Origin of the sequence: Methylomonas stagni, assembly GCF_050154735.1 — a bacterium.
GTDB lineage: Bacteria > Pseudomonadota > Gammaproteobacteria > Methylococcales > Methylomonadaceae > Methylomonas > Methylomonas koyamae_A.
This window is the reverse complement of the sequence record NZ_CP189557.1, coordinates 2,560,199-2,586,028: the sequence shown is the minus strand read 5'-3', so window position 1 is coordinate 2,586,028 and position 25,830 is coordinate 2,560,199. Positions and strand designations below refer to the sequence as shown.

Here is a 25,830-nt window from a genome sequence, read left to right as displayed (position 1 = left end):
TCCTTATGTCCATCGATCGCTGGGTGATGGCGTTTGCCGGTTCGTTCATCTTGTCGAGCCTGGCCTTGGCGCATTGGCATTCGCCGAATTGGTTATGGTTTACCGCCTTTGTCGGTGCGAACCTGCTGCAAGCCGCATTCACTGGTTTTTGTCCTCTGGCGATTATTTTGAGAAAGCTCGGCGTCAAGCCTGGCCGCGCATTTTAGTCGTTCCCTCTCGGTCGGGCCGCGCCGTCAAGGCGGCCTGGCCTTTTTTTGCTTGGCTGATAGTCAATCGCCTATTTTAGGACTTGAAATTTTGCAAAGCGCTCCTAAATCCAAGTCGGACGAACCGTTAGCCGGTTCGGTAACCGTGATCTTGAAATTTAGGAGGATGGAATGATGCGAGTCGAATACACCCCAATATATCGTCCTAACCTGGCTTCCGGCCAATGGGCCGCTATGCTGGACGGGATTTTGCAAACCGATCGGGCCAACTACGATTACCCACCTTACGACATTGAACTCGTCGAGGATAAACAGTACGCGATCAGTTTAGCGGTAGCTGGTTTCTCCCCGGAACAACTCACTATCGAAACCGAAAACAAGGTGTTGACCGTTAAGGGCGAAAAACCACGGGCGGGCGATAAACGGCATTTTTTGCACCAAGGCATTGTCAGTCGCAATTTTGAGCGACGCTTCAATTTGGCCGAACACATCGAAGTGGCGGGCGCCCATTACCGCGACGGCATCCTGACCGTGCGCTTGACTAAGCGAGTGCCGGAAGCGATGAAGCCGCGCCGCATCGAAATCGATACCGCCGGTCAAGTTTTAAGCCACGACGCGGCTGAAGTTAGCGTGGTTTGAGTTCCGCGGATCGAAGCGGTTTTCCTGAATGAAGGTCGCCGGGTCTTACCGGCGGCCTTTGCACGGATAAAACGGCGAGCGGGTTGCACTAGCCGTCGTCTTGGCAGCCGAAATGGTATTGGTAGTCGGCCATCGACCGTTTAATCACTTCGTGCGCTTCCTGTCTACCGTAGACGTGAGTAATTTCGCAAACGCTTTTCTCGCTGGGTAGGTGTTTGTAAGTCAAAAAGTAGTGTTTCAGACGGTTGATGTAGGATTCCGGACAATCGGAAACGTCGCGCCATTGCCGGTAAAACTCGTCGCCCTTCATCACCGCGATGATCTTGTCGTCGGCCTCGCCACCGTCCAACAGTCGGAAACCTCCGATCGGTATCGCTTGCAGCAAGATGTCGCCGTGCGTCACGCTACGTTCGCTGAGTACGCAAATATCCAACGGGTCGCCGTCGCCCTTGCTGACCGGCCGGCCGGATTGCGCGGCTGCATATTCGGCGATTTTTTCAGCGCAATAGGTGCGCGGGATAAAGCCGTACAGGGTCGGAATCATATTGGAAAATTTCTGAGGCCGGTCGATTTTCAGATAGCCGCTGTGTTTGTCGATCTCATATTTGACGGTATCGGACGGCACGATTTCGATAAATGCGGTGACGATGTCCGGAGCGCTATCGCCGGGAGCGATGCCGTGCCAGGGATGAGCTTTGTGTAGGATATTCATGGAATCGGAGGAGTTGGATTCAAAGGGGTTATTTTAGCCGGGTTATCGGCGGCGGCGCTTGTCGGGTTGCCACGAATGCCGACTGCGTCAGGTTCGAGATTTTCTACGGAGACGGAGACTGTCAATTCGTGATTCTGGCCGCCGAAAATCACGCCCTTCAGCGGTGCGACGTCGCCGTAGTCGCGGCCCCAGGCCACGGTAATATGGCGGTCGCCGGGCAGTTGATTGTTGGTGGGGTCGAAATCCAGCCAGCCCAGTTCCGGCAGAAACACCGAAAACCACGCGTGCGAGGCGTCGGCGCCGATCAATTTTTCGACGCCCGGCGGCGGTAGGGTTTCGATATAGCCGCTGACATACCGGGCCGCCAAGCCTTGCGAGCGGATGCAACCAATCGCCAGGTGGGCGAAATCTTGACAGACTCCGCGCCGATGCTCCAGCACTTCGCTCAGTGGGGTCGCCAGATTGCTGAAATGCGGATCGAAAGTAAAGTCGCGGAAGATACGCTGCATCAAATCGTGAACCGCTTCGATCAACGGTCGGCCGGGCGTGAAAGACGCGCCGGCATACTCGGCCAGGTCCGCCGAGGGCGGGATATAGGGCGACGTCAGCGAGAATTGGCGGGCCTCCTGCATCGCTTCGCCGGTATCGGCGGACAGTGCCGCCTTGACGCTTTCCCAATCGGCCGATTCGCACCAGTCCAACTGGGCCGGCACCGGGGCGACGACAATATCGCTAATGGCGGTGACCGCGAATTCCCGATGGGGTTCTCGGATTGAAAACCAGGTGACCCGGTTGCCGAAAAAATCGCTGCGCAGTCGGTAATCGCTGGGCTTGGGGCTGATTTCCAGCGTCGAGGCCAGCAGTTGTTGGTGCGGGCACGCGCGAGGCTGCATCCTGACTTCGTTGTAAGACAGGGCTACCATGTCGCGATAACGGTAACGGGTGGTATGGGTAACGCGGTAGCGCATGCGGCCTCCTGCCTCAAGACAGCGATTGCGGCGTGTCGCCGTGACGGAAATAGCCGGCGGTCAGCGTATCCGATAACGCCGCCAGCAACGCATAAATCCGGCTGAGTTGTTGATCCAGGGTCTCCCGCACGCCGGATTTCTCGACGACCAGCCAAGTGTCGATGTCGGTCAGATTCAGTATGCAGTTGGCTTCCAGCATCAAGCGCTGCGCTGGGCCGAGCCGGCCGGTTTCGGTTTCCCTAGGCAACTTGTCGGCATGCTCCTGCAAGCGGGCGATTTGATACGCCAGCGAACGCGGATTGTTGGGGTCCAGCACCAGCAGCTCCAAAAACGACGCCAATTCCGGGTTGCTGCGGTAGTGTTGCCGATAACAGATCAAGTTGTCGCTACACTCCAGCAAGGTCTCGATCAGTCTGGTTTCCGCGCCTTCCGGCAGCGGCTCGGCAAATCCGGTCCGCAACACCGAAATCAATTGCAGACCCCGCTCCAGGCGACGGCCGATGTCCAAAAACAACCAACCGTTGCCTCGCGTCATGCTTTCCATCACCAAACCGCTGAATGCGGACAGCGACGTGACCAGTTGATCCAGGTGCTCTTGCATCGTCCACAAACCGGTTTTACCGGCGCGTTTGGTGTCGGCGATTTGCTCGCCAATTTCGTCGATAACCCGCCAAGTATCGGACGACCATAAATCCCGCACCGCGTAGCCGGCTTGTTGCAAGCCCCGCACCGAATTGGGCAGGCTGCCGGGTCGGGTATCGTCCTGCATCAAGGCCAGCAGTTCCGGCTCAGGCGCGCGCAGGAGCTTGTCGTCCGCTTTCTTGCCGAAGAAGCCGGGATAACTACCGGTCAGACTCGTGACGCAGTGCAGCAGGCGATGCAGGCTGGGCGGATAGTCGGGATGGTCGCTGTCCGGGTTAATCACCAACCGCTTCAACGTCGCCCGCAACAGACGCACGCAGCCTTCGGCGCGTTCCGCATTGCGGCCCACCCAAAAAATATTGTCGGCGGCTCGGCTCGGCAAGGCATTGCGCAATCCGGGAGGTCCGCCGGCGCTGGCCGGGCCGGCGCTGGCCGGCGGGGATTGCGGTTCGGTGGCTATGACCCAAGTATCCTTGCTGATGCTGCCGAGTTGATTGGTAATGTAAACGTCGCCATAGTTGGGCGCGCTACGGGTCAGGCCTCCGGGCATCAGTGCGTAGCCGCCGGCCCTGGCCACCGCGAAACAACGCAGCAAGGCCTGGCGCGGTTCGAAGCCGTCGCCGACCATCGACGGCACGGTCGAGAAACTTTCGTATTCCTGGGCGACGTAAAAGGCGGGGCGGGCTCGGATACGCTCGCGCCAGACCTCCAGCTGCGATTTGCTGAGCTGGTGGCCGAACACCGCGTGTTCGCCGGGTTGCCGGTAAATCGGTTTGATGACCAGACGTTTCAGATTGGCGAGGACATAGGACAATTCGCCGGCTTGACCGCACCACCAGGTGGCGATCGAATTCAGCTTTAACGGTTGGCCGAGAAAGTGTTGTGCGATACCGGGCAGGAAGGCCAACAGACCGGGGTTTTCCAGAATCCCGCTGCCGAGCGGATTGGCGATCGCGACATTGCCGCGTCTGGCCGCTTCCAAAAGGCCGGGCACGCCCAGGCGCGAATCTTCGCGCAGTTCCAGCGGGTCGCAATAATTGTCGTCTACCCGGCGCAGAATCACGTCGACCCGTTGCAAACCGGTCAGCGATTTTAGCCAGACATAACCGTCGCGGACGGTCAGGTCGTCGCCTTGCACCAGTGGGTAGCCCAGGTAGGACGCCAGGTAGGCGTGTTCGAAAAAAGTTTCGTTGAGCGGGCCGGGGGTCAGTACCACCACCATCGGCGTGTGGGCGGTTTGCGGAGCGATCGCGTTCAGACCGGCCCGTAGCGCCTGAAAGAATCGGGCCAGTCGGTGGACCTGAGCATCTCGAAACAGGCTCGGCAATACCCGCGACATCGCCAAACGGTTTTCCAATGCGTAACCGGCGCCGGACGGCGCTTGGGTGCGGTCGCCCAGTACCCACATCTTGTTGTCGGGGCCGCGCGCCAAATCGGCGGCATACAATACCAATTGTTGCTCGCCCGGCAAGCGCACTTGATCGCAAGCGCGCAGGAAGCCGCCGTGGTTGTATATCAGCTCCAGCGGGAGCAGGTTCTTTTTGATCAGCGTGCGCGGGCCGTACAAGTCGGCCAATACCAGATTCAGCAATTCGGCGCGTTGCAACAGGCCGGCTTCGATATCGAACCACTCGTTGCCGGAAACGACGAAGGGTACCGGGTCGAGCTGCCAAGGTCGGTTCAGGCCGTCCGGATCGCCGTAGACGTTATAGGTGACACCGTTTTCGCGCAACAGCCGTAGCGCTTCGCGATACCGGTGAGCCAGTTCCTCGGGTCCCAACTGTTGCAGAGCCTCCATCAAATGCCGCCAATGCGGCCGGACGCGACCGGATTTGTCGAGCATCTCATCGTAGACGCTGGGGTTCAGACGATAGCCGGGGGATAACGCTTCTTCTAGCAATAACTGGCTCATGGGCTTAGTTTGCCGGTTTAAGTCGTTTGGCGCAATTTGCGGTGGGAAGCCGAGCGATTTTTGCTGGGTCGGGGTGAGCGCGGAGTCAATGGCGGTCCTGAGTTGACGAACGATAAGCTAAGCGACAGCAAATTTCGCGCCTAAGTGTATATCGGGAGACCCGCGGGCGGGCGGGCAACGATGTGGCAGCGAGGGGCGGCATTTTCGTGTGTTTCCGACCGCCAGTATCCGTACCGGTGGTTCGATTGTCCGATTTTTGGGCAGCTGTTGGCAATATGCACAGCTTTGGTGAATACCGCGCTTTTTCCGGGCTTTTTGGCATCAGGCTTGCATTGACGAAATGAAACCCGCGCAAACGGCGCGGGGTGAGTCCGGAATCGGCTTTTGTGCGCCAACTTAGTGCGGTCCGGCACCATAATAGCGATAACCAGGGATGCCCGCATGAAGTCCGAGCAATCGATATGGGCGCAATACCGCGCCAACCAAGCCTACGACGAAATGATGGATGGTGGCGGCCAGCCGCGCCAAACGTGCGCCACTTTGAGTCAGTACTTGCAATCCTTGGGCATGGAAGCCATCAAGGGGCGCCTGTCGGCCGCCGAGGCGGCGATATTGGAGATGGGTATTACCTTCACCGTCTATAGCGACGAAGGCAACATCGACCGGGCTTGGCCGTTCGACATCATTCCGCGCTTAATCGATTTTCAGGAGTGGCGGGGTATCGACGCCGGCTTGCGGCAGCGTTTGCGGGCATTGAACCACTTCATCGACGATGTTTATAACGAGCGGCAGATCATTAAGGACGGCGTGGTGCCGACCGAATTGATCGCCAGTTCCAGCAATTTTCGGCCGGAATGTGTTGGGTTCAAGCCTAAGTTCGGGGTTTGGGCCAATATCTGCGGTAGCGATTTGGTACGCGACGGCGACGGCGTGGTTTACGTACTGGAAGACAATTTGCGGGTGCCGTCCGGCGTGTCTTACATGATCGAGAACCGGGTCATCACCAAGCGAGTGTTTCCCGAGTTACTCGAGAACTTGAACATACTGCCGGTGGACGACTACCCGACCCAATTGTTCGAAATGCTGACGTCGATTGCGCCCAGACCGGAGGATCAGCCGCAAATCGCGGTATTGACGCCCGGAATTTATAACTCGGCATACTTCGAACATGCATTTTTGGCTCAACAAATGGGCGCCGAGTTGGTCGAAGGCGGCGACCTGGTGGTCAAGGACGACGATTGCGTGTACATGCGCACCGTCAAGGGTTTGGAAAAAGTCGACGTGATCTATCGGCGGATCGACGATATGTTCCTCGACCCGGAGGTGTTTCGGAAGGATTCGGTGCTGGGCGTCAAAGGCTTGCTGAGGGCTTGGAAGGCCGGCAACGTGGCGTTGGCGAACGCGCCCGGCGCCGGCGTCGCCGACGACAAGGTGGTGTATGCCTACGTGCCGGCGATGATCCGCTACTATCTTAACGAAGAGCCGCTGTTGCCCAACGTACCCACCTATCTTTGTAGCGATCCCGAGCAATGCGCCTACGTGCTGGAGCATCTGGCCGAATTGGTGGTCAAGCCGGCCAACGAGTCCGGCGGTTACGGCATGTTGGTCGGGCCGCATGCCACCCAGAAAGACATCAAGCAATTTCATAAACTGGTCCAGGCCAATCCGCGCAACTACATCGCGCAGCCCACGCTGGCGCTTTCGACCTGTCCGACCTTGTGCGGCGATCGGTTGGAGCCTCGCCACATCGATTTGCGGCCGTTCATCCTGCAAGGCGAGCGCGGTTTCGTGACCGCCGGCGGTCTGACCCGCGTCGCGTTGAAAGCCGGTTCGCTGGTGGTTAACTCGTCGCAGGGCGGCGGCAGCAAGGACACTTGGATCATCAACCGGGAGAAATGACATGCTATCTCGCTCCGCCGAACGTCTCTATTGGCTGGCCCGCTATCTGGAACGCACCGAGAACACCGCCCGCTTGATCAGCGCGACGATGCACTTGATCTACGATTTGCCCTACGGCGTTGAAATGGGCTGGCACAACCTGCTGAATATTTGCGGCGTGGAGGCCGGGTTTTACCAACGCTTCAAAAACCCCAGCGAGCACAATACCACCCGTTTCCTGTTGGCCGATACCGGTAATCCCGGTTCGCTGTTATCGTCGTTGTCGGCGGCGCGGGAAAATATCCGCACCAGTCGCGAACTGATGCCGGACGAAGCTTGGGAATTGGTCAACGAAATGTATCTGTACGCCAACAACCATCTGGACAGTTTGTCGAATCGGCGTGGCCGGGCTCAGTATTTGCAGGAAATCATGGCCGGTTGCCAACGCTTCACCGGCTTTATTTACGGCGCGATGAGCCGAAACGACGCTTACCGTTTTTTATGCATCGGCCGCAATATCGAGCGCGCCGACATGACCAGCCGGATCATGGATTTCGGTTCGGTGCTGTTGGCGGAAAACCGTAGCCACAAGATGCGCGAGTACGAAACCATTCTATGGATCAACGTCTTGAAATCGCTGAGCGCGGTGTTGATGTATCGCAAGCAGGTGCGTCAGCGCATCAAGGGCGAGGATGTGTTGGACTACTTGCTGAAGAATCCGGATTTTCCGCGAGCGGTGCTGCATTGTCTGGACGAGATCGCCCATTGCATCAAGCGTTTGCCCAATGCCACGGCCTTATTCCCGCATTTGGAAGCGCTGGAGAATCGCATCCTGGCTGTCGATCTGCGCCAGACGCCGCCCGGCGAACTGCACGCATTGCTGGACGATCTGCAAACCCGTTTCGACGACTTGCACCGGCGCATCGCGGCCGCTTGGTTTTTCGACGCCGACAACGGCGAAGCGAGCATGGAGTTGGAAAAGGCGGCTTAACTGTTGCCGATTCGGCGAAGGAACGGGCGGGCGGTTCGGCAGGGCCGGCGAAACAAGTCCTCCTTCGCGCCACCTAGATCGGACGCGAAGGGTGGGCGCTTGGGTTCAGACTTTGCGCCGTGACTATGCAGATACGACGCTTTTCATCTGTCCGGCCGCTGCGTTCCCCGGTTAAAAGCAGCCCGGTAGCGGTTTAGCGTCATCCTTGCTGAATTGCGGCAAGGTCGCGAAGGCCTCCTTTAGCTTTTCGTGCCACATCCGCCGCAATTGAATCAGGTATTCGTTGTCTTCCTGAAAGCAGTAATACTCGTCCAGCTTCATCGCATCCTTCGTGTAAATCAACAGTTCCACCGGCGCGCCGACGCTGGCGTTGCTGCGCATCGTCGAATCCATCGAAATCAGGCAACAGCGGCCGGCTTCGTGCAGGTCGGTATCGATTTTCAAAAATCGATCCAGCACCGGTTTGCCGTATTTGTTCTCGCCGATTTGCAAATAAGGCGTTTGCCGCGAGGTGGTGATGCAATTGCCCTCCGGGTAAACCAGATAGGCGCCGTGCGGCTCTTGGGCAATCTGACCCGCGAGGATGAAGGTTGCCGACGGATTGAAGCTGCTTTGACCATCGTCGGTGTGGCGGCGCTGTTTTTCCACGCTGATCCTTCCCAAATACTCGGCGGCTTCGGACAAGTAATGCACGGTGTTCAAATTGATTTCCGCGTGTTCCTTGACGTCGCGCTTGATTTGGTCGATGACCGACTGCGTGGTGGCCAGATTGCCGGCGCTGAGCATGACGATCTTGCGGTCGGGGTTGGTGTTGAACGCGTGCATCTTGCCGTAAATGCTGACATTGTCGATGCCGGCATTGGTTCTGGAATCCGAAGTTAACACCAGTCCGTCCTTCAACGAGACTGCAATACAGTAAGTCATGCGCGCTGCCTGAAATGAAGTAATCGGTTCAGTGTACTAAAGTCGGCGAGTCAGGCCAAGCCGACCGGCGCAATTGCCGACACGTGGGCGGCGGATAGGGAATTTATCAACAATATTAACCAGATAGCTTGCATGGAATCTGGCGGAGTTGGTGCGGCAGACCGCACCGTGCTGGTGCGACAGCTACCGTCGCCGCGCCGGTCGGCCGGCGCCGGCCGGCGAAATTCGTGGTTTCGGTCGCTTGGTACGGTTTTTGTTTCCCGTTTGGCGGCCGCACGGAGATCGGCGGCGTGTAGTGCGGGAAGCGTCGATCCGCGTCGGCGCTTCCCGCAATGCATCGACGATGTCATGCAATCCTTACCGGAAGTCGGCGATTTCGCCGGTGCCGGTCGGGAACGCTGTTTCAACCTACCACAAACAAGGAGTTTTATGCAGGCACTTTTGGAAAACAGTTCGGATAAATTGTTGTCGGCGATGCCCGACGTCAAGACGTTCGAACGGCAGCTGGCGTCGTTAAACGATTGGTGGGGCAAAATCGCGCTGATCGGCAAAATCAACAGCCACAATGTCGCCGCGACGATATTGGACGACATGAATCAAATCCAGGGCAAATTCGGCGAGCTGCAAAAAAAGCTCACCTACAATCTGCTGCTGGAGAACGTCCAGAAGCTGGTATTGGATAATGCTTCCAAGGCCCAGGTGGCGATCGATTTACTGGTGCGGAATTTGTTCGAACGGACCGCCGACGTCGGATTTTTGGCGACCGACGACGATATTCGCGCCTTTCTAAGTCTGGCCGCGCCAACCGCCGAACAAACCGCGTTCATTGAAGACCGGCTGCGCGAATACGTTAAAAAATACAGCGTTTACGACGAAATTCTGGTGTTGGATACCCTGGGTCGGGTCAGGGCGCATCTCGATAAGCACAATCCGGTGACGGTGTCGTCGGATCCGCTGATATCGGAAACCTTGACCGGCGGCGCAGCCTATGTCGAAACCTTCCGATATTCGGATTTACAGCCGGATCGCCGCCACTCGTTGATCTATTCCTGTCAAATTACCGAAACCAACCAGCGCGATTCCAAACTGCTGGGGGTGTTGTGCCTGTGCTTTAAGTTCGACGACGAAATGCGCGGGATTTTCGCCGACCTGCTCGGCGCCGGCGACGACGGTATTCTAGCGGTGCTGGGCGACGACGGCCGCGTGATCGCTAGCAGCGACGAATTGTTGTTGCCGGTCAATACTTGGTCCAGCGTCGAACGCTCGGTACGCATCGCCCGTTATCACGGCGCCGAGTACATCATCAACACCCGTGCCAGCAACGGTTATCAAGGCTTTCGCGGTTTGGGCTGGTGCGGACAAATGATGACCGCGCTGAATCAGGCGTTTAGCCGCGATCCAATGGCGGCGGCCAATCAGCCGGACATCATGGAGCAGGCCAGCAGTTTTCCGCCGGAATTGCGCGACATCCGCAAGGCGTCGGCCGCCATCAACGACGATCTCGGTTTGTTGGTATTGAACGGCCAGATCGCCTCGGCCCGTAAAAACGCAGCCGAATTCATGCCGGTGTTGGAAGCGATCAAACAAATCGGCACCGATATCGCCAGCATTTTTACCGCCTCGGTCAACAGCTTGCAGCAAGCCACCGTGATGTCGTCGCATCTAAACAACGCGGGCTTTTTGGCTTCGTTGGCGGTCGACATCATGGACCGCAATCTGTACGAGCGCGCCAACGATTGCCGTTGGTGGGCATTGACCTCGGCATTTCGTCGTCACCTGGCCGCCGGCAGCCCCGATGCCGGCCAGCGGCGCGAAATCGCCGATATTCTGCAATACATCAACGCCTTGTACACTGTTTATACCAATCTCTATGTTTACGACGCCAACGGTGACATTGTCGCGGTGTCCGATCCTAACCAACAGGCCTTGGTCGGCGGCCGGGTTGGCGACGATAGCGGAGCGGTCACGGCCCTGAAATGCCCTGACAGCCAAAGCTATCGGGTCTCGCCTTTTGCCCGTTCGGCGTTGTACGCCCAGAGACCTACCTATATCTACAACGCGGCGATCACCGATTTGGCCGATACGACCCGGGTCGTGGGCGGAATTGGCATTGTTTTCGATAGCGAGCCGCAATTCGCGGCGATGTTGAGCGACGTATTGCCTCGCGACGAGCAGGGTAGTCCGGTGGCGGGTTGTTTCGCGCTGTTCGCAGATCGGCAAAAGCGGGTCATCGCGACGGCTGGCGACTCGGATTTGGGCGCCGGCGAGTTGTTGGATTTGGACGGTGCCTGCTTTCGCTTGCCGGCCGGTCAGCGCGAATCCCGAGTGGTGCAATACCGCGAACGAAATTACCTGCTGGGTAGTGCTGTGTCCAAGGGCTACCGGGAATACAAAGTCGCCGACGGCTACGTCAACGACGTGATCGCCTTCATCTTTATTCCGTTCTGAATCTACCCGAGGCGGCCGATCGCCCATTCGCAGTTTAACTTTGGGTGTTCGGCGGACTAGGGCATGGAAACGCAGTCTTGAATTCTCGGGGGATAAGGCTTTGTTTTCTGAGTAGCTTGCATTGCCAATTCCGGCCCTTGCTCCATCCAACTTTTGCACATAATGGCTGTTTGGAAGCATTACTAATCCAACAAAGTTTTGCTTACTACGGCGATATTTAAAAATTAGGTAGGTTCTAATTTGCAAGCTTAGAATGCAAATAGCCGGTATTTTTCCAGGTTGCATCGAATTCAAACCAAGCGGATCTGTCGGCTCCATACACTTAAAACCAGTCCAAGCTGTTGGCGTCCTTGCTGGCCGGCAACCAGTCGCTCGGCATGTCGTCTTTCAAGGCCACGCCGGAAAGTCCGCGCCGTAGCGCTTGCGCGCTCAGATAAGCCAGTTTGATCGCGGCGGCTTCGTAAGCCAGGCCCTGCGGCGGGCGGATGTTGGATAGGCAATTGCGGTCGGCGTCGGTATTGCCGAGGCGCGGCGCGTGGGTCAGGTAAATGCCCAAGCTGTCGGCGGCGCTTAAGCCGGGGCGTTCGCCGACGATGATGACGGCGAGTTTGGCTTGCAGCAGTTCGCCGATTTCGTCGGCGACGGCGACGCGGGCTTCCGGCACTAGACAAATCGGACCCAGGGTCAGGCCGCAAGCGCGGTAAGCGGCCGTCACCGCTTGCAATAAGCCGAAGCCGTGGCGTTCGACCGCAGTCGAAGACAGACCGTTGCTGACGATCAGCGCGACATCGGAGACGGTCGGGTTCAGAGTCGCGAGTTGGGCGCGGCTATTCTCGGTCAAGCGTCGGCCCAAGTCCGGTCGGCGCAAATATTGAGCGCGATCCGCAAGCGGCGTGTTCAGTACCAAAACCGGCCAGCCGGCATCGGCGACTGCATCGGCACAGGCGCGAACCGCCCACGGTTGATGCACCGCGTCCCGAGCCGCGGCGTGAGCAGCGTTGAATTCCAGTTGCGCCGAGGTCGGCAGCGCGCAGCCGGCCCGGCCCAATGCGATGCGAGCTTGGGTGTAACGGCGCAGTTCCAGCCAGGGATCGCTCATGCCGTCAGTTCGCCACGAAATTGGCCGAGCAGCCGGGACGCCTCGCGCCGGCCGGTCAGGCGGTTGTTGTCGAAGATGCCCTGGTTTTCCAGCCAGGCCTCGAATTCCGGTGCGGGGCGCAGGCCCAGCGCTTCGCGCAGATACAGCGCGTCGTGGAACGAGGTGCTTTGGTAGGCCAGCATCACGTCGTCGGCGCCGGGTACGCCCATCACGAAATGGCAGCCGGCGACGCCGAGCAAGGTCAGCAAGGTATCCATGTCGTCCTGGTCCGCCTCGGCATGATTGGTGTAGCAAATGTCGCATCCCATCGGTAGGCCGAGCAGTTTGCCGCAAAAATGGTCTTCCAGACCGGCGCGGATAATCTGTTTGCCGTCGTACAGGTATTCCGGGCCGATGAAGCCGACCACCGAATTGACCAGCAGCGGATCGAACTCGCGGGCAACCGCGTAGGCGCGGGCTTCGCAGGTTTGCGCATCGACGCCGTGATGGGCGCCGGCGGACAGCGCGCTGCCTTGGCCGGTCTCGAAATACATTAACTGGCTGCCGACGCTGCCGCGCCGTTGCTCGTCGGCCATCGCCTTGGCTTCGCTCAACAGCCCCAAATCCACACCGAAGCTGCGATTGGCGGCCTCGGTGCCGGCGATCGATTGAAACACCAGATCGACCGGTGCGCCGCGCCGCATTAGCTCCATCGTGGTGGTGACATGGGCCAACACGCAGGCCTGGGTCGGGATCGCGTAACGCTGGATGATGCCGTCGAGCATCTCGAGCAAGGCGCGGACGTTGTCCAGGCTGTCGGTGGCCGGATTGATGCCGATTACCGCGTCGCCGCTGCCGTACAGCAAGCCGTCGAGAATGCTGGCGGCGATGCCGCGCGCGTCGTCGGTCGGATGGTTCGGCTGCAGCCGGGTGGATAGCCGACCCGGCAGTCCCAAGGTGTTACGAAACCGACTAACCACCCGGCAGCGGCGGGCGACCGCGATCAGATCCTGATTGCGCATGATTTTGCTGACCGCGGCGACCATTTCCGGCGTCAATCCGGGCGCCAGGGCCGCCAAGTCGGTTTGACCGGTCAGCAGCCAATCGCGGAATTCGCCGACCGACAAACCGGCGACCGGCGCAAATGCGCGCTGGTCGTGGCGATCCAGGATCAGGCGCGATACTTCGTCGTATTCCGGGTCGATCAGAGGCTCTTCTAAGAAGCGTTGCAGCGCGACCTCGGCCAGACAACGCTGGGCGGCGGCCCGTTCGATCTCGGAATCGGCGGCCAATACGGCCAGTTCGTCGGCTGCTCGGCGTGGCGATGCCTTTGCCATCAACACCCGCAGATTCGCAAATTGAAAGAAGCGGCCGTTAACGGCGGTCGAGTAGGGCATTCCGCGAGCGAAAATTGATTGAAGATTGGACTGCGAGCATAAGCCGGTTTTATGACCGATTCGTGACACTGGCGAGCGCATGCTTGCCGCAAACTGGGGTATCTCAAAAAGAGTCGTTGTCACGTGTTTTGGGCCGTCCATGTTTCGACTTTGCTCAACACGAACCGCCCAAAACACACTCACTTACCCGGTGAATAAAAAATCCAGCTTCCACTTCAGAGGGTGTCGTAAAAGTCGAAACAGAACCTTCTCCTCGCGGGAGAGGGCAGGGTGAGGGGGATAAATTCAATGCCTTACCTTGATATTTCCCCTCACCCCAACCCCTCTCCCGCAAGGAGAGGGGCTTTTACGACACCCTTCTTCAGTGGGAGTTACGCGGTGTCGGACGCGGATTGCGGTCAGTAGTTGAGACCGGGCAATTGGAGGATCAGCGCGGCGCTGATCATCGCGGCGGCGGTCAAAATGGCCCAGAGCGAACGGCGATTGTTGGATTTGAGCTGTTTGCGCAGCAAGACCATTTCGCGCTGGTGGTGCTGGATTTGTTGCTGCATCTGGGCGGTGCTCTGCAATGCGTGCAACACCAGGGCCGGGATTTCCGGCAGTTGCTCGGTGATTTCCGGGAGTTTGCCCAGCAGTTCCTTGAGCTTGGCGGCGGGTCCCATCCGTTCCTTGAACCAATTCTCCAGGAAGGGTTTCGCTGTTTGCCACAGGTCCAGCTCCGGGTAGAGCTGCCGGCCCAGGCCTTCGATGTTCAGCAAGGTTTTTTGCAGCAGCACCAATTGCGGTTGAACCAGCATATCGAAGCGGCGGGCGGTCTGGAACAGTCTGAGCAACAGCAGGCCGAAGGAGATGTCTTTCAACGGCTTTTCGAAGATGGGTTCGCAGACGGCGCGGATGGCTGCCTCGAATTCCTCGACCCGAGTCGTGCTCGGCACCCAGCCCGACTCGATGTGCATTTGCGCGACCCGCCGGTAATCGTGGTTGAAAAAGGCCAGGAAATTCTCGGCCAGATAACGCTGATCGGAATCCGACAGGCTGCCGACGATGCCGAAATCGACCGCCAGGTATTTGTCCGGCAGTTGCACGAAAATATTGCCGGGGTGCATGTCGGCATGAAAGAAATTGTCGCGGAATACCTGAGTAAAGAAGATTTCGACGCCCCGTTCCGCCAGTTTCTTGAAATCGGCTTGGCCTTCGCGCAAGGCGTCGATGTCGCCGACCGGAATACCGTAGATGCGTTCCATCACCAGCACTTTGCGGCGGGTCAGCGGCCAGTGGATTTCCGGGATGTAGAGCAACTCGGAGTTTTTGAAATTGCTGCGGATCGCGCTGGCGTTGGCGGCTTCGCGGACCAGGTCCAGTTCGTCGAGTATGGTTTTCTCGAACTCGGCGACGATTTCGACGGCGCGCAGGCGGCGGGCATCCGGCCAGAAGCGCTCGGCCAGTTTGGCGAATTCGAATAACAGCGCGACGTCCGAATGAATCTTGCCGGCGATGTCCGGGCGCAACACCTTGACGATGACTTGCTCGCCGCTGTGCAATTGCGCGGTATGAACTTGGGCGACCGAGGCCGAGGCCAGCGGCGTCGGATTGAATTCGGCGAAGGCTTCGCCCAGGGTTTGGCCGAGTTGCTGCTCGATGATTTTCCGGGCCGTTTCGGCCGGAAAGGGCGGCACCTTATCCTGGAGCTTGACCAGCTCCTCGGCGATGTCTTCCGGCAGCAAGTCTTTGCGGGTGGACAGGGTTTGGCCGAATTTGACGTAGATCGGCCCCAGGTCTTCCAGGGTTTTGCGGATGCGGACGCCGCGCGGCAGCGTGGTGCGGCCCAGCCAGTAGTTGGGCGAGCAATAGGCCAGAAAGCGGATGGCCCGGAACAAGCGGGTTTTCAGCACGATTTCGTCCAGACCGTGGAACATCATCACCCAATTGATATGAATCAGGCGCATCAAGGTTTTGGGACGAATCACAAGCAGTCCTTTTAACGGGGTTCGGTGGGTGGAGTGAGGGCGGCGGCCAGCCGGTCGAGGCGAGCGGTCAGTCTATCGGCATCCTGCCGGAGTTCGTCTATCCGTTGAAAGACTTGCTCGGCTTCCGGTTTGGCGGGCAGTTCGCGGGTTTCTTCCTGGAGAAATTCCTCCAGATTGAGTTTAAACGTGGTAAGGCCATGCCGCGACCAGGCGCGGCCGCCGCGCACCCAGCCGGCCAGGCGGTGGGCCAGGTCGGCGCCGGCGTAGCGGGCCAACTTGGCTTCCCAGGCGATGTCCAGCTTTTCGAACAAGCGCTGCAGCTTGCGGGCCAGTTGGGTATCGCCGGCCAGTTTGACTTCGCCGCGAAACAGCGAGCGCATGGGCGTGGCGCTCAAGCCCATCAGGCCCAGAGCGGCCAGCGAGCCGCTCAAACTGGCATCGGGTTCCCCGGCGTAACTCTCCAGAATCTGGATGCGCCGGGTGCCGGGACACAGGAACAGTTCGGCGCCGAAGGGCTGAATGCGCAACGCGATGACCTTGCCGGCCATCGGCGCCAGATAGTCTTCGAGGTGGTCGTCCAGCACCAGATACTGGTTCAACGCGGTTTCCAGCGCGGCTACCAGCAGGGGGTTGACTTGCAGAAAATCGTTCGCCATTAGCCGTTCGTCGATCGGAGCTGTTGCGGACAATCGCGCGCTACCATCCGGGGGCGATGGAAGCCGCGGCGCTTAAAATTTGTAGCCCCGGTGCACCGCGACGATACCCTGGGTCATATTGAAATATTCGCAGCGCTCCAGGCCGGCGTTTTCCATCATTTGTTTTAGTTCGTCCTGCTTCGGGTGCATCCGGATGGATTCGGCCAGATAGCGGTAGCTTTCCTCGTCCTTGGCGACGACCGCGCCGATTTTGGGCAGCAGATTGAACGAATAAAAGTCGTAAACCTTTTCGGTAATCGGATCGGTCGGATGGGAAAATTCCAGCACGATGACCCGGCCGCCCGGTTTCAAGACTCGGTACATCGAACGCAGCGCGGCGTCCTTGTCGGTGACGTTGCGCAAGCCAAAACCTATCGTCACGCAATCGAAGGTATTGTCGGCGAAGGGCAGGCATTCGGCGTTGACCTGGGCGTAACGGATATTGCCGGCCAGACCTTTGTTGACCAGGCGTTCGCGACCGTTGCGCAGCATCTCGGCGTTGATGTCGGCCAATACCACTTGGCCCTTGGCGCCGACCCGTTTCTCGTACAGCATCGTCAAATCGCCGGTGCCGCCGGCCAGATCCAGTATTTTATCGCCTTCGCGCACATTGGCCAGTTGTACCGCGACCCGCTTCCAGATCCGGTGAATGCCGAACGACATCAGATCGTTCATCAGATCGTAGTTGTTGGCGACCGAATCGAACACGCCGCGTACCATCGCGACTTTTTCCGAGACCGGTACTTGTTTGAAGCCGAAATGGGTAGTGTTGTCGTTAGTCATGGTGGCGTTTAATGAGTAATGGGCGAGCGGCGGCTAATGCCGGCGGCTTGGAGTTCTTCGAGATATTGCGACCAGAGCAGCGGAAAGTCCGAACCCAGTTTGTACAACAAGTCCCAACTGTAAATGCCGGTATCGTGGCCGTCGCTGAACACCAGTTTGACCGCGTAATTGCCGACCGGCAGGATGTCGGTGATGGCAACGTCCTCCTTGCCTGTTTGCAGGGTTTCCTGGCCGGGGCCGTGACCGACGGCTTCGGCCGACTGGGTGTAGACGCGCAGGTATTCGGCCGGCATTTCGAAGATGCTGCCGTCGTCGAAATGGATTTCCAGTATACCCGAGACCTGGTGCAGCTTGATTTCGGTCGGGACGTGGTGGCAGGGCGGAATTTCGATACGCATGGCTTATAAGATGTAGCGGCTGAGGTCTTCGTCGTCGGCCAGTTCCAGCAAATGGGCGTTGACGTAGGTGGCGTCGATGGTCACGGTTTTCTCCAACAGGTCCGGGGCGTTGAAGGACACGTCCTCCAGCAACTTCTCCAAGATTGTGTGCAAGCGGCGGGCGCCGATGTTCTCGGTTTTTTCGTTGACCTGCCAGCCCAGTTCGGCGATGCGGCGGATGCCGTCGGCGGTAAATTGCACGTCCACGCCTTCGGTTTTGAGTAGCGCCTGATATTGCTCGGTCAGCGAGGCGTTGGGCTCGGTCAGGATGCGGACGAAGTCTTCGGCGCTAAGCGCGCTCAGTTCGACCCGGATCGGAAAACGGCCTTGCAACTCTGGAATCAGGTCTGACGGTTTGGTCAAATGAAAGGCTCCGGATGCGATGAACAGCACGTGGTCGGTCTTGATCATGCCGTATTTGGTGCTGACCGTGCTGCCTTCGACCAGCGGCAACAAGTCGCGCTGCACGCCTTCGCGAGAGACTTCGCCGCCGCCGATTTCGCCCCGTTTGCAAATCTTGTCGATCTCGTCCAGAAACACGATGCCGTTTTGCTCGACGGCTTGTAGCGCCGTTTGCTTGATGTCTTCCTCGTTGACCAGTTTGCCGGCTTCTTCTTCCTGTAGCAGTTTCAGCGCGTCCTTGATTTTCAATTTGCGGGTCTTGGTGCGGCCGCTGTTCAGGTTTTGAAACATGCCCTGTAACTGATTGGTCATTTCTTCCATGCCCGGCGGCGCCATGATCTCGACACCCACCGACGGCGCCGCGACATCGACTTGAATTTCCTTGTCGTCGAGATCGCCTTCGCGCAGTTTTTTACGCATTTTCTGGCGGGTGGATTCCTCGGTTTCCGACAGCATGCCGCCCTCGGCGCGCGGCAGCAGAATGTCCAGCACCTTGTCTTCGGCGGCGTCGGCGGCGCGGTTTTGCACTTTTTCCATTGCCGCGACGCGAGTCATTTTGACGGCGGTGTCCACCAGATCGCGGATGATGGATTCCACGTCGCGGCCGACGTAACCGACCTCGGTAAACTTGGTGGCTTCTATTTTAATGAAGGGGGCGTTGGCCAAGCGGGCTAGGCGGCGGGCGATTTCGGTCTTGCCGACGCCAGTGGGGCCTATCATCAGAATGTTCTTCGGAGTGATTTCCTCGCGCATGCCGGCATCTACCTGGCCGCGGCGCCAGCGGTTGCGTAGCGCGATAGCGACCGAGCGCTTGGCGTCGGCCTGGCCGACGATGTGCTTGTCCAGTTCGCTGACGATTTCTCTTGGGGTCATTTGACTCATGGTTGTTCTTGCTCCGCCGGTTTGGCTTCGGCGTCCAATTCTTCGATGCGTAAATTGTGGTTGGTGTAGATGCAGATGTCGGCGGCGATGTGCAGCGACTTTTCGACGATGTCGCGGGCGCCGAGTTCGGTGTTTTCGTACAAGGCGCGGGCCGCGCTTTGCGCGAACGCGCCGCCGGAGCCGATCGCGATGAAATCGTATTCCGGCTCGATCACGTCGCCGGTGCCGGAAATGACCAAGGTGGTCTTGCTGTCGGCGATGATCAGCAGGGCTTCCAACTTGCGCAGCGCCCGATCGGTGCGCCAATCCTTGGCCATTTCGACGGCGGCGCGGGTCAGATTGCCCCGGTGTTTTTCCAGTTTGCCTTCGAAATGTTCGAACAGGGTAAAGGCGTCGGCGGTGGCACCGGCAAAACCGCCTATCACCTTGTCGTGGTAAAGCCGGCGCACCTTGCGGGCGTTGGCCTTCATCACGGTGTTGCCCAGCGTGACCTGGCCGTCGCCGCCGATCACGACTTTGTCGCCGCGCCGCACGGACAATATGGTGGTACCTTCGAAACTCGTCATGTTTTCAATCAACGGAACGGGGAAAGCCGAGGATTTTACATGTTCTGCATTGCGATGGGGAGAAGTTTGCTGGGGCTCGCCGGCCGGCCAAGCGTTGAACTATCGGGCGAAACTGATTAAAGTGAGGCGGCCGGATAGGTGGTGCCGATAACGCTGCCGTAGAGCGGCGGCCGGGACGGCTTTCGATCATTAGAATAACAACAAGGGGATCAACATGAGAGGTTCATCAGGCTGGAAACGCGCGGCCTTGCTGTGCGCGGTGTTCTTTTCGGGCGCGGTAGCGGCGGTAACGCCAGACGAAGAAGAAAAACAGCAATGTAAAAAACCCAAATTTCGGGACTTCGAGCCCGCGCACATGGCGGAAGTGGCACCGGGCGTGCCGTTGTCGTTTCACGTTTCGCCCAACGCCGACCCGTTTACGATCACCGCCGAGGCACGTGGCGAGAAAATGAAAGTGGATGTTGTCAATAAAAAGACCTTCTATCTGGTCAATACGACTTTACCGGCGCTGAGCGGCGGGTTTGCCAGGATACACGTCACCGCGAAAGCCGCCGAAAGCAAGACCATCGCTAGCGGTTGCCTGGGTCAGGATGGTTGGCTGCTGAAAATCAAGGGGGCCGAGGCGCCCGCGAAAACGGCGGTGGCGCCGGCCGCTCAATAGCGGATTTTGTCGGTTTTGGCCTGCCAACGGCGGAACGGCAGATCCGGTTCCGCCAGCGGCAGTCGGCGCATTGCGATTCGGCGGTGCTCGGCGGCCTTGCCGATTTCGTCGTAGATAAAGCCGTCGTCGAAACCGGCTTGGGCCGCGTCGTGGCGGTCGCTGGCGTAATACACCGCCTTTAGTCGCGCCCAATAAATCGCGCCCAAGCACATCGGACAGGGTTCGCAACTGGTGTAGAGCGTGCAGTCGGTCAGTTGAAAGTCGCCGAGCGCTCGGCAGGCCAGACGGATTGCCGCGACTTCGGCGTGAGCGCTCGGGTCCAGGTCGGCGGTCACCCGATTGCCGCTGGCGGCGATAACTCGGCCGTCCCGGACGATCAGCGCGCCGAACGGTCCGCCGCCTTGTTCGACATTCGCGGTGGCCAAATCCACCGCTTGCTGTAAAAAGCCGGCGTCCATTAGAGGCCCAACGGGTTGTCCGGGTCGATGCCGGTCATGAACGGCAAACGCCGGTCTTCGTTGGTGATTTGGTAAACCTTGCCCAGCCAATTGTTGAACACCGCCTTGGCGGAGTCGCGCCACGTAATGTCCAAATGGCCGAGTATCTCCTCCTCGGGCAGGGCTTTTAGCGGTGTGGCGCCGTGCCGGGCGGCCTTGACCTCCGCTTCGTACTCGGACAGTAGGCGTTGCGTCGCAGGGTCGAAGTAGTTTTCCGGAAACGGCGGGTAATCGTCGCGTTCTGCTCGGTAAAACCGCAGTACCTCGCGCTTGTATTCCTTCAGCAGGCTGATGTCGTCGTATTCCGGATGGCCTTGGAAGAATACGATACGGAAGCCGTCCGGACTGACCGCCAGATGTACGCCCGCCTGATCGCTGGCCACCAACACTTTCAATCCGTGTTTTGCCATGTCCGCTTGAAAGACTTCGTTGTAGCGCGAGTGCGGTACGTCGAAGCGGGTGTTGATTTCGGCCACCAACGGATGGCGGCGGTCGACGACCTTATGCGAGAACACGCCCCAGCGTTTGGCCGGTAAGCGGGTGCGTTCCACGCCGTAGCAATGCTGAATCAGTGCGTGGGTCGCCTGACAAGAACACAATATTGACGTAACATTTTGGTTGGCCCACGCGAAAATTTCAGTCAACGGCCCCCAAAACACTTCGTCTTGCACACGGTCATGGGTGACAGTGGCGCCGCTGATGATCAATGCATCCAGGCCGTCGCGTTTGATTTGCTCGAAGGATTCGTAATAGCGCTCGATATGAGCCAGCGCTTCAGGGCCGCGTTCGAGGCCGGCAATCGTGAATGGATGAACGTGAAATTGGGCAATCTGATTACAAGCGCCGACCAGCCGGAAAAACTGGCGTTCGGTGGCTTCCAGCGCCGCGTCGGGCATGATGTTGAGCAGGCCGATATGCAATTCGCGGATGGATTGGCCTAGCGCGCGCGCCGGACTGAGGATTTCTTCGCCTTCGTCGCGCAGACGGCCGAAGGTCGGCAAATCGGTATGGGCAACTAACGGCATCGCGGTAGAGGCCTCATGAGCTCTGGCGGTCGATGGCCGCGGCGATCAATTCGATGAAATCTTGCTCGCTTTGAATCCGGGCCGTTTCGTCGGCGCTGACCGTGTAGCCGTATTGGGCGGCAATCGCTTCGTAGCGCGGCACGCGGGCCTTGAACAGCTCCGGAAATACCCAAGTGACGAAGTCGTCCGGCGGAATTTGGTCGGTCGAGGCGTAACCGCGTTCGTTCATGAATCGCGCCAGCTTGGCATCGACGAATTCGGGGCGGTAGTAGAGCGGTTTCGGATCTTGCTTGGCGCGGTCGATGATGGTTTGTTCCAGCGCCGGCGGAATCTGGATGTAAACGATCAGCGTGTGCTCGGCCAGCGTTTCGAGAACCTCGGGGCAATCGAGTTCGCAGACGCTACCGCCTGCGTCGTTCAAAAAATGTTTGTAGCCGTAAATCGCTTCGGCCTTATGAATGAAATCCGGCACGTCGTTCATCGCCGCGATTTCGGCCTGATGGTGTAGTGCCTGGCGGCGCTTGAATTCGGCCAGCGTCAGGCCGCCCTTGGCCGGATCGCCGATTTTGCCCAGGAAACTCGATACCGGCGCCAGATTATCGACGGTAATATTGTTGCAGATGTAGATCGAGTCCGATTTAAGCAGCTCGCGCAAAAACGGCACGCCCATCGCCTGCTGTTTGATGTTGTCCAGGATGGGTTCTTCCAAGTACTTGGTGCCGATCCGGTAATCCCCGGAATAGTGGAACCATTTGTCCTTGGGCAGTTTGTTGGACAAGGTAGTCTTGCCCGCGCCGGACATGGCCAGCAGCGTGATGCTCTTGGATTCCCAGTCCAAGAATTGTTGGGCGGTCATTTTCATAAAAGGTGATTGCTTAATCCAAAAATCGCTGATATCCAAATCTTCCGAGTCCGGGCGGGCGTGGCGATCGGGATCGGTATAGCCGAGATCGTCGGCTTCCAGATCGTCGAACGGCGCGCTCCAATCTTCGGGGTCTTCGATATAGTCTATCGTCGAGTTGTACCAACTTTCGTTGTCGTATTCGCCCAGATCGCCATTGGCGTATTGGACTTCGATGTTGTCGTCGTTGCCTTCGATGGCGACGACCTTGAAGGTGAGGTTGCTTTCCAAGTCTTTATACCAACGGCCGATCACCGGGTCTGCGATAGTAGTCATCGTTGCGTCCTCGCTAAGTGGTTTACCCGCCCAATGATAGCGAGTTTGCCGAGACTGTGCGAGCCGAGTCGCCGGCGAATTCGGTTAGAATGGCGATTTACTCTTGGTCGGTACAGGTCATGAACGTGGATAGAATCATCGAATTGGAGATCAAGCAGGCGTATCAGGAAGACCTGATACAGGCATTGAATCAGGTGGTGGCCGGTCAACAAATCCAGATCGGCAAACTGGAAGAAACTTGCAAGTTATTGCACGACAAGATCAAAAGCCTGGGACATGCCATTAACGATGGCGGCGGAGCGCAGGCGGACGAGCGTCCGCCGCATTATTGAACCGGCCGGCATCCGGCCGGGCTTGTGCTTCCCGCCGTTTAGCCGGTCTTGACGCGCCGACGCGGCGTTTCGGCGCTAGCGACCGATTTGGCGGATGGCGGCAATGCGGTGCAATCCAGATTTTTAGAATGCAGTCGCCGGCAGAAATCGCGGCTGTCGTCTTGCGCCAGCCCGGTCCAAACGGTTTTCCAAAACACGCCGCCCTTGAATTTTTGGCGGACGATACGAGCTTGGCCGGCTTTGGCTAGTGGGCCGAGCGCGCTTCTGGCGCGTTTCAGATTGACGTCGGCGTCGATCTTGCGCGCGAAATTGCCCATCGCGACCGACCAGGCGCGCTCGCTGGAATGGCTTTTGACGCTGGCCGCGCGGATTTCCTTAACGGCCTTGCCGCGTTCCGAATGGCCGGGATTGATCCGAATCGGCTCGTAACGGTTGCTGCCGGAGTCGGCGCCCATTTGTTCCGCGCTACCGGCGCAACGATTAGAGGACAACTGGAACGGCGGCGGCGCGCCGCTGCCGTCTTGCAATTGGCTGATGTGGCTGCCGTACAAGCCGCTGGCACTGTTGGTAAAGCCCAGGTCCAGCAGGTTTTCCATTTGTTGAAAGCGTTCGGCACTACTGTGCGCCCCCAACAACACGCCTATCAAGCGATGGCCGTTGCGTTTGGCCGAGGCGATCAGGTTGTACCCGGAGCCGCAAGTAAAACCGGTCTTCAGGCCGTCGGCATCCGGATAGCTTTTCAGAATGCGGTTGGTATTCGGCAGCACTCGACCCTTGTAGCGAAATTCGGTCGCCGAGAAAAAACGGTAATACTGCGGAAAATCGCGGATCAATGCGGCGGACAACAAGGCTAAATCGCGAGCGCTGCTGATCTGGCCGTCGTCCGGCAGGCCGCTGGCGTTCTGAAACGAACTGTTATACATGCCCAGCCGATGCGCCGTTTGGGTCATCATCGCCGCGAAATTGCTTTCGGTACCGCCCAGATGCTCTGCCAGCACCACCGCCGCGTCGTTGGCCGAGCGGGTCGTTACCGCCATGATGGCCTGCTCGACGGTCAGGTTTTGGCCTTGGCGCAAGCCCAACTTGGAGCTGGGTTGCAGCGAAGCGTGTCGGGATACCGTGACCGTGTCGTTCAGGTGCAGGTGACCGGATTCTATCGCCGAGAACGTCATGTAAATCGTCATGACCTTGGTCAGCGAGGCAGGATACCAGCGATGCGTGGAGTCGGTTTCGTGAACGACTCTGCCCGTATCGGCATCGATGACAATGGCCGCGTAACGGGCGGCGGCCGGCGAACCGTGCAGCAGCAGGCAGGCGATTGAGGCGAGGGCTAGGTTTAGGCGCGGCACGGTACTCAAGTTCTTACTTTGCTCCAAGTAGGTGGTGTAAGGTTTTGACTGGATTATTTAATCAGAATAATCGCTTTCAAAAAAGGCTTATTTTCGAATCGGTGACCAAATATTCTGGAATTTTTTTGGGCAAGCTTAGCCGGTTTTTTGCTTGAACAAAAGGGCAATTGCGGTTTGTAAATGCTTAAAATTGTTATATTATCTAAGCTCGGGGCTGCTATTTGACAAACAGTCTGGGCAGCAAGGGATCTATAGTCGTCGGGATGGTGTCGCTTGATTGAAGAAAAACGTTATTTTGACAATAGTTTTGATGTGTTTCTGGCTGATACGCCCGAGAGTCTGGAAATCCATTACAACCTCCGGTTTCGGGTGTATTGCGATGAAATGGGCTACGAAGACAAGGAGCGGTTTCCCGATAGATTGGAGAAGGATTATTGGGATGAAAACGCCGTCCATTTTTTGGTCCGCCATCGCGATAGCGGCTGTTGGCTGGGAGCCATGCGGTTGGTCAAGCCGAGAGGCTATCGGTTTCCGCTCGAGGATCGCTGCACGCCCTACCAGCCTCTGTCGGCGAATCAATACCGCAACTCGGTGGAAATTTCCAGGCTGTGCGTGCTGCGGGAAGCCCGGCGCTTAAACTTGCACAGGCGGCCGGCCAAGGTGTTGGCCAACGGCGAAGTCGATCGGCGTGTCAGTTTCCTGCAAGATTATAAAAACTTGAGCCGTAGCGTGATGTGGGGTTTATATCGGGCGGCCGTCGTGTATTGCCGGCAAACCGGAATCAGAGACTGGTACATCCTGGTCACGCCGTCGTTGGCGCATGCGGTCAAGCGCGAAGGCTTCGAAATGACTCAGATCGCCGAACCTTGCGGGTTGAACGGCGTGCGTACCGCGTATCGATTGAGCGTGGCGCATATCCTGAAAAACCCGATATGGGAACACGACTACAAGCGCGATTTTCTGCGCTACTCCGAGCTGAACGACGAATTCGCCGCCTATGGTTATCTGCGCAGGCCGCTACGCCAGATCGGTTCGGTTTCCTATATTCAGCCGCGCTATTAGAAAAACTATAACGGCGGAAATCGATAGACCGGCAGCTCGGTTGCCGATCATCGATAGAAGAGTGCCGCAGCGCTAGTCACGGCGTTAGTCCTTGAGCGTTCCGGCTTGCTCGAGCCATTCGGCAAACAGGGCGCCAGACGTGCAAACTGGGTTTGCGCGCCTGGCTTTTCCGTATCAACCACCGCCGGCTTGGCGAAACC

Annotated in this window: 24 protein-coding genes and 1 pseudogene; 8 read left to right on the top strand and 17 right to left on the bottom strand. The window is 58.3% G+C overall.

Annotation, left to right across the window (positions count from 1 at the left end):
• Positions 1–5 precede the first annotated feature (5 nt).
• Together ACP4CD_RS11945 and ACP4CD_RS11940 are read left to right on the top strand one after the other, a co-directional pair.
• On the top strand, positions 6–206 hold the full coding sequence (locus ACP4CD_RS11945; protein WP_064031063.1) for a YgaP family membrane protein: 201 nt from the start codon (positions 6–8) through the stop codon (positions 204–206).
• 171 nt (positions 207–377) lie between these two features.
• Positions 378–845: an Hsp20 family protein gene (locus tag ACP4CD_RS11940; RefSeq protein ID WP_426991087.1), complete on the top strand. Its 468-nt coding sequence runs from the start codon at positions 378–380 to the stop codon at positions 843–845.
• 88 nt (positions 846–933) lie between these two features.
• Here the strand turns inward: ACP4CD_RS11940 and ACP4CD_RS11935 are convergent, their stop codons facing one another.
• Genes ACP4CD_RS11935 through ACP4CD_RS11925 form a run of 3 tightly spaced genes read right to left on the bottom strand, consistent with a single transcriptional unit; the run spans position 934 to position 5,079 of the window.
• The gene (locus tag ACP4CD_RS11935) at positions 934–1,557 is read right to left on the bottom strand and encodes an inorganic pyrophosphatase (protein WP_064031065.1); all 624 of its coding nucleotides are present in this window, start codon (positions 1,555–1,557) and stop codon (positions 934–936) included.
• Entirely contained in the window at positions 1,554–2,525 is a 972-nt protein-coding gene (locus ACP4CD_RS11930) for a transglutaminase family protein (RefSeq protein WP_083385529.1), read from the bottom strand. The genes ACP4CD_RS11935 and ACP4CD_RS11930 overlap by 4 nt, the downstream gene beginning before the upstream one ends.
• A 13-nt stretch (positions 2,526–2,538) precedes the next feature.
• Positions 2,539–5,079 carry a circularly permuted type 2 ATP-grasp protein gene (locus ACP4CD_RS11925; protein ID WP_064031066.1) on the bottom strand — a complete coding sequence of 847 codons (2,541 nt, stop codon included), beginning with the start codon at positions 5,077–5,079 and terminating at the stop codon, positions 2,539–2,541.
• 441 nt (positions 5,080–5,520) lie between these two features.
• Between ACP4CD_RS11925 and ACP4CD_RS11920 the strand changes: the two genes are divergently transcribed.
• Together ACP4CD_RS11920 and ACP4CD_RS11915 are read left to right on the top strand one after the other, a co-directional pair.
• Positions 5,521–6,978, top strand: a complete 1,458-nt coding sequence (locus ACP4CD_RS11920; protein WP_168031851.1) for a circularly permuted type 2 ATP-grasp protein — start codon at positions 5,521–5,523, stop codon at positions 6,976–6,978.
• A 1-nt stretch (position 6,979) separates the two neighbouring features.
• Positions 6,980–7,948: an alpha-E domain-containing protein gene (locus ACP4CD_RS11915; RefSeq protein WP_064031068.1), complete on the top strand. Its 969-nt coding sequence runs from the start codon at positions 6,980–6,982 to the stop codon at positions 7,946–7,948.
• A gap of 171 nt (positions 7,949–8,119) precedes the next feature.
• Here the strand turns inward: ACP4CD_RS11915 and ACP4CD_RS11910 are convergent, their stop codons facing one another.
• Positions 8,120–8,872 (bottom strand): peptidase, encoded by a 753-nt coding sequence (locus ACP4CD_RS11910; protein ID WP_071154809.1) that lies wholly within the window; start codon positions 8,870–8,872, stop codon positions 8,120–8,122.
• Between the two features lie 429 nt (positions 8,873–9,301).
• Between ACP4CD_RS11910 and ACP4CD_RS11905 the strand changes: the two genes are divergently transcribed.
• A complete protein-coding gene (locus ACP4CD_RS11905; protein ID WP_426991086.1) occupies positions 9,302–11,320 on the top strand; it encodes a cache domain-containing protein in 2,019 nt (672 codons plus the stop codon).
• 322 nt (positions 11,321–11,642) lie between these two features.
• On the opposite strand, the gene eutC is transcribed toward ACP4CD_RS11905, so the two are convergent.
• From eutC to hslV, 8 genes are all read right to left on the bottom strand, one after another.
• The gene (eutC, locus tag ACP4CD_RS11900) at positions 11,643–12,419 is read right to left on the bottom strand and encodes an ethanolamine ammonia-lyase subunit EutC (protein WP_426991085.1); all 777 of its coding nucleotides are present in this window, start codon (positions 12,417–12,419) and stop codon (positions 11,643–11,645) included.
• Positions 12,416–13,795 (bottom strand): ethanolamine ammonia-lyase subunit EutB, encoded by a 1,380-nt coding sequence (locus ACP4CD_RS11895; RefSeq protein WP_426991084.1) that lies wholly within the window; start codon positions 13,793–13,795, stop codon positions 12,416–12,418. Before ACP4CD_RS11895 ends, eutC begins: the two co-directional genes overlap by 4 nt.
• Positions 13,796–14,193: 398 nt before the next feature.
• Positions 14,194–15,762 carry a ubiquinone biosynthesis regulatory protein kinase UbiB gene (ubiB, locus tag ACP4CD_RS11890; protein WP_426991083.1) on the bottom strand — a complete coding sequence of 523 codons (1,569 nt, stop codon included), beginning with the start codon at positions 15,760–15,762 and terminating at the stop codon, positions 14,194–14,196.
• An 11-nt stretch (positions 15,763–15,773) separates the two neighbouring features.
• Positions 15,774–16,418: a ubiquinone biosynthesis accessory factor UbiJ gene (locus ACP4CD_RS11885; RefSeq protein WP_426991082.1), complete on the bottom strand. Its 645-nt coding sequence runs from the start codon at positions 16,416–16,418 to the stop codon at positions 15,774–15,776.
• A 72-nt stretch (positions 16,419–16,490) separates the two neighbouring features.
• A complete protein-coding gene (gene ubiE / locus ACP4CD_RS11880; RefSeq protein ID WP_064024253.1) occupies positions 16,491–17,240 on the bottom strand; it encodes a bifunctional demethylmenaquinone methyltransferase/2-methoxy-6-polyprenyl-1,4-benzoquinol methylase UbiE in 750 nt (249 codons plus the stop codon).
• Between the two features lie 8 nt (positions 17,241–17,248).
• A complete protein-coding gene (locus ACP4CD_RS11875) occupies positions 17,249–17,638 on the bottom strand; it encodes a gamma-butyrobetaine hydroxylase-like domain-containing protein (protein WP_064024251.1) in 390 nt (129 codons plus the stop codon).
• Between the two features lie 3 nt (positions 17,639–17,641).
• Entirely contained in the window at positions 17,642–18,961 is a 1,320-nt protein-coding gene (gene hslU, locus ACP4CD_RS11870) for an ATP-dependent protease ATPase subunit HslU (protein ID WP_426991081.1), read from the bottom strand.
• Positions 18,958–19,527: an ATP-dependent protease subunit HslV gene (gene hslV / locus ACP4CD_RS11865; protein WP_071154817.1), complete on the bottom strand. Its 570-nt coding sequence runs from the start codon at positions 19,525–19,527 to the stop codon at positions 18,958–18,960. Before hslV ends, hslU begins: the two co-directional genes overlap by 4 nt.
• 214 nt (positions 19,528–19,741) lie before the next feature.
• On the opposite strand from hslV, the gene ACP4CD_RS11860 reads away from it, so the two are divergent.
• Positions 19,742–20,188 (top strand): hypothetical protein, encoded by a 447-nt coding sequence (locus ACP4CD_RS11860; RefSeq protein WP_064024245.1) that lies wholly within the window; start codon positions 19,742–19,744, stop codon positions 20,186–20,188.
• Here the strand turns inward: ACP4CD_RS11860 and ACP4CD_RS11855 are convergent.
• From ACP4CD_RS11855 to ACP4CD_RS11840, 4 genes and pseudogenes are all read right to left on the bottom strand, one after another.
• Positions 20,182–20,646 (bottom strand): nucleoside deaminase, encoded by a 465-nt coding sequence (locus ACP4CD_RS11855; RefSeq protein WP_426991080.1) that lies wholly within the window; start codon positions 20,644–20,646, stop codon positions 20,182–20,184. The two genes, ACP4CD_RS11860 and ACP4CD_RS11855, sit on opposite strands and share 7 nt — an antisense overlap.
• Entirely contained in the window at positions 20,646–21,710 is a 1,065-nt protein-coding gene (gene metA / locus ACP4CD_RS11850; RefSeq protein WP_426991079.1) for a homoserine O-succinyltransferase MetA, read from the bottom strand. Before metA ends, ACP4CD_RS11855 begins: the two co-directional genes overlap by 1 nt.
• Before the next feature lie 13 nt (positions 21,711–21,723).
• On the bottom strand, positions 21,724–22,572 hold the full coding sequence (locus ACP4CD_RS11845) for an ATPase (protein ID WP_426994676.1): 849 nt from the start codon (positions 22,570–22,572) through the stop codon (positions 21,724–21,726).
• A 21-nt stretch (positions 22,573–22,593) separates the two neighbouring features.
• Positions 22,594–22,887: pseudogene (locus ACP4CD_RS11840) on the bottom strand (DUF6763 family protein); the annotation flags it as partial.
• An 89-nt stretch (positions 22,888–22,976) separates the two neighbouring features.
• Between ACP4CD_RS11840 and ACP4CD_RS11835 the strand changes: the two are divergent.
• Positions 22,977–23,219, top strand: a complete 243-nt coding sequence (locus tag ACP4CD_RS11835; RefSeq protein ID WP_426991078.1) for a SlyX family protein — start codon at positions 22,977–22,979, stop codon at positions 23,217–23,219.
• A 38-nt stretch (positions 23,220–23,257) separates the two neighbouring features.
• On the opposite strand, the gene ACP4CD_RS11830 is transcribed toward ACP4CD_RS11835, so the two are convergent.
• Positions 23,258–24,568 carry a D-alanyl-D-alanine carboxypeptidase family protein gene (locus tag ACP4CD_RS11830; protein WP_426994675.1) on the bottom strand — a complete coding sequence of 437 codons (1,311 nt, stop codon included), beginning with the start codon at positions 24,566–24,568 and terminating at the stop codon, positions 23,258–23,260.
• A 273-nt stretch (positions 24,569–24,841) separates the two neighbouring features.
• Between ACP4CD_RS11830 and ACP4CD_RS11825 the strand changes: the two genes are divergently transcribed.
• Positions 24,842–25,630 carry a PEP-CTERM/exosortase system-associated acyltransferase gene (locus ACP4CD_RS11825; RefSeq protein ID WP_426991077.1) on the top strand — a complete coding sequence of 263 codons (789 nt, stop codon included), beginning with the start codon at positions 24,842–24,844 and terminating at the stop codon, positions 25,628–25,630.
• Positions 25,631–25,830: the final 200 nt, after the last annotated feature.

Coding starts and splice junctions, on each gene's coding strand:
- ACP4CD_RS11945 (WP_064031063.1), top strand. CDS start 6: ATGTCCATCGATCGCTGGGTGATGGCGTTTGCCGGTTCGTTCATCTTG.
- ACP4CD_RS11940 (WP_426991087.1), top strand. CDS start 378: ATGATGCGAGTCGAATACACCCCAATATATCGTCCTAACCTGGCTTCC.
- ACP4CD_RS11935 (WP_064031065.1), bottom strand. CDS start 1,557: ATGAATATCCTACACAAAGCTCATCCCTGGCACGGCATCGCTCCCGGC.
- ACP4CD_RS11930 (WP_083385529.1), bottom strand. CDS start 2,525: ATGCGCTACCGCGTTACCCATACCACCCGTTACCGTTATCGCGACATG.
- ACP4CD_RS11925 (WP_064031066.1), bottom strand. CDS start 5,079: ATGAGCCAGTTATTGCTAGAAGAAGCGTTATCCCCCGGCTATCGTCTG.
- ACP4CD_RS11920 (WP_168031851.1), top strand. CDS start 5,521: ATGAAGTCCGAGCAATCGATATGGGCGCAATACCGCGCCAACCAAGCC.
- ACP4CD_RS11915 (WP_064031068.1), top strand. CDS start 6,980: ATGCTATCTCGCTCCGCCGAACGTCTCTATTGGCTGGCCCGCTATCTG.
- ACP4CD_RS11910 (WP_071154809.1), bottom strand. CDS start 8,872: ATGACTTACTGTATTGCAGTCTCGTTGAAGGACGGACTGGTGTTAACT.
- ACP4CD_RS11905 (WP_426991086.1), top strand. CDS start 9,302: ATGCAGGCACTTTTGGAAAACAGTTCGGATAAATTGTTGTCGGCGATG.
- eutC (WP_426991085.1), bottom strand. CDS start 12,419: ATGAGCGATCCCTGGCTGGAACTGCGCCGTTACACCCAAGCTCGCATC.
- ACP4CD_RS11895 (WP_426991084.1), bottom strand. CDS start 13,795: ATGCCCTACTCGACCGCCGTTAACGGCCGCTTCTTTCAATTTGCGAAT.
- ACP4CD_RS11885 (WP_426991082.1), bottom strand. CDS start 16,418: ATGGCGAACGATTTTCTGCAAGTCAACCCCCTGCTGGTAGCCGCGCTG.
- ubiE (WP_064024253.1), bottom strand. CDS start 17,240: ATGACTAACGACAACACTACCCATTTCGGCTTCAAACAAGTACCGGTC.
- ACP4CD_RS11875 (WP_064024251.1), bottom strand. CDS start 17,638: ATGCGTATCGAAATTCCGCCCTGCCACCACGTCCCGACCGAAATCAAG.
- hslU (WP_426991081.1), bottom strand. CDS start 18,961: ATGAGTCAAATGACCCCAAGAGAAATCGTCAGCGAACTGGACAAGCAC.
- hslV (WP_071154817.1), bottom strand. CDS start 19,527: ATGACGAGTTTCGAAGGTACCACCATATTGTCCGTGCGGCGCGGCGAC.
- ACP4CD_RS11860 (WP_064024245.1), top strand. CDS start 19,742: ATGAGAGGTTCATCAGGCTGGAAACGCGCGGCCTTGCTGTGCGCGGTG.
- ACP4CD_RS11855 (WP_426991080.1), bottom strand. CDS start 20,646: ATGGACGCCGGCTTTTTACAGCAAGCGGTGGATTTGGCCACCGCGAAT.
- metA (WP_426991079.1), bottom strand. CDS start 21,710: ATGCCGTTAGTTGCCCATACCGATTTGCCGACCTTCGGCCGTCTGCGC.
- ACP4CD_RS11845 (WP_426994676.1), bottom strand. CDS start 22,572: ATGAAAATGACCGCCCAACAATTCTTGGACTGGGAATCCAAGAGCATC.
- ACP4CD_RS11835 (WP_426991078.1), top strand. CDS start 22,977: ATGGCGATTTACTCTTGGTCGGTACAGGTCATGAACGTGGATAGAATC.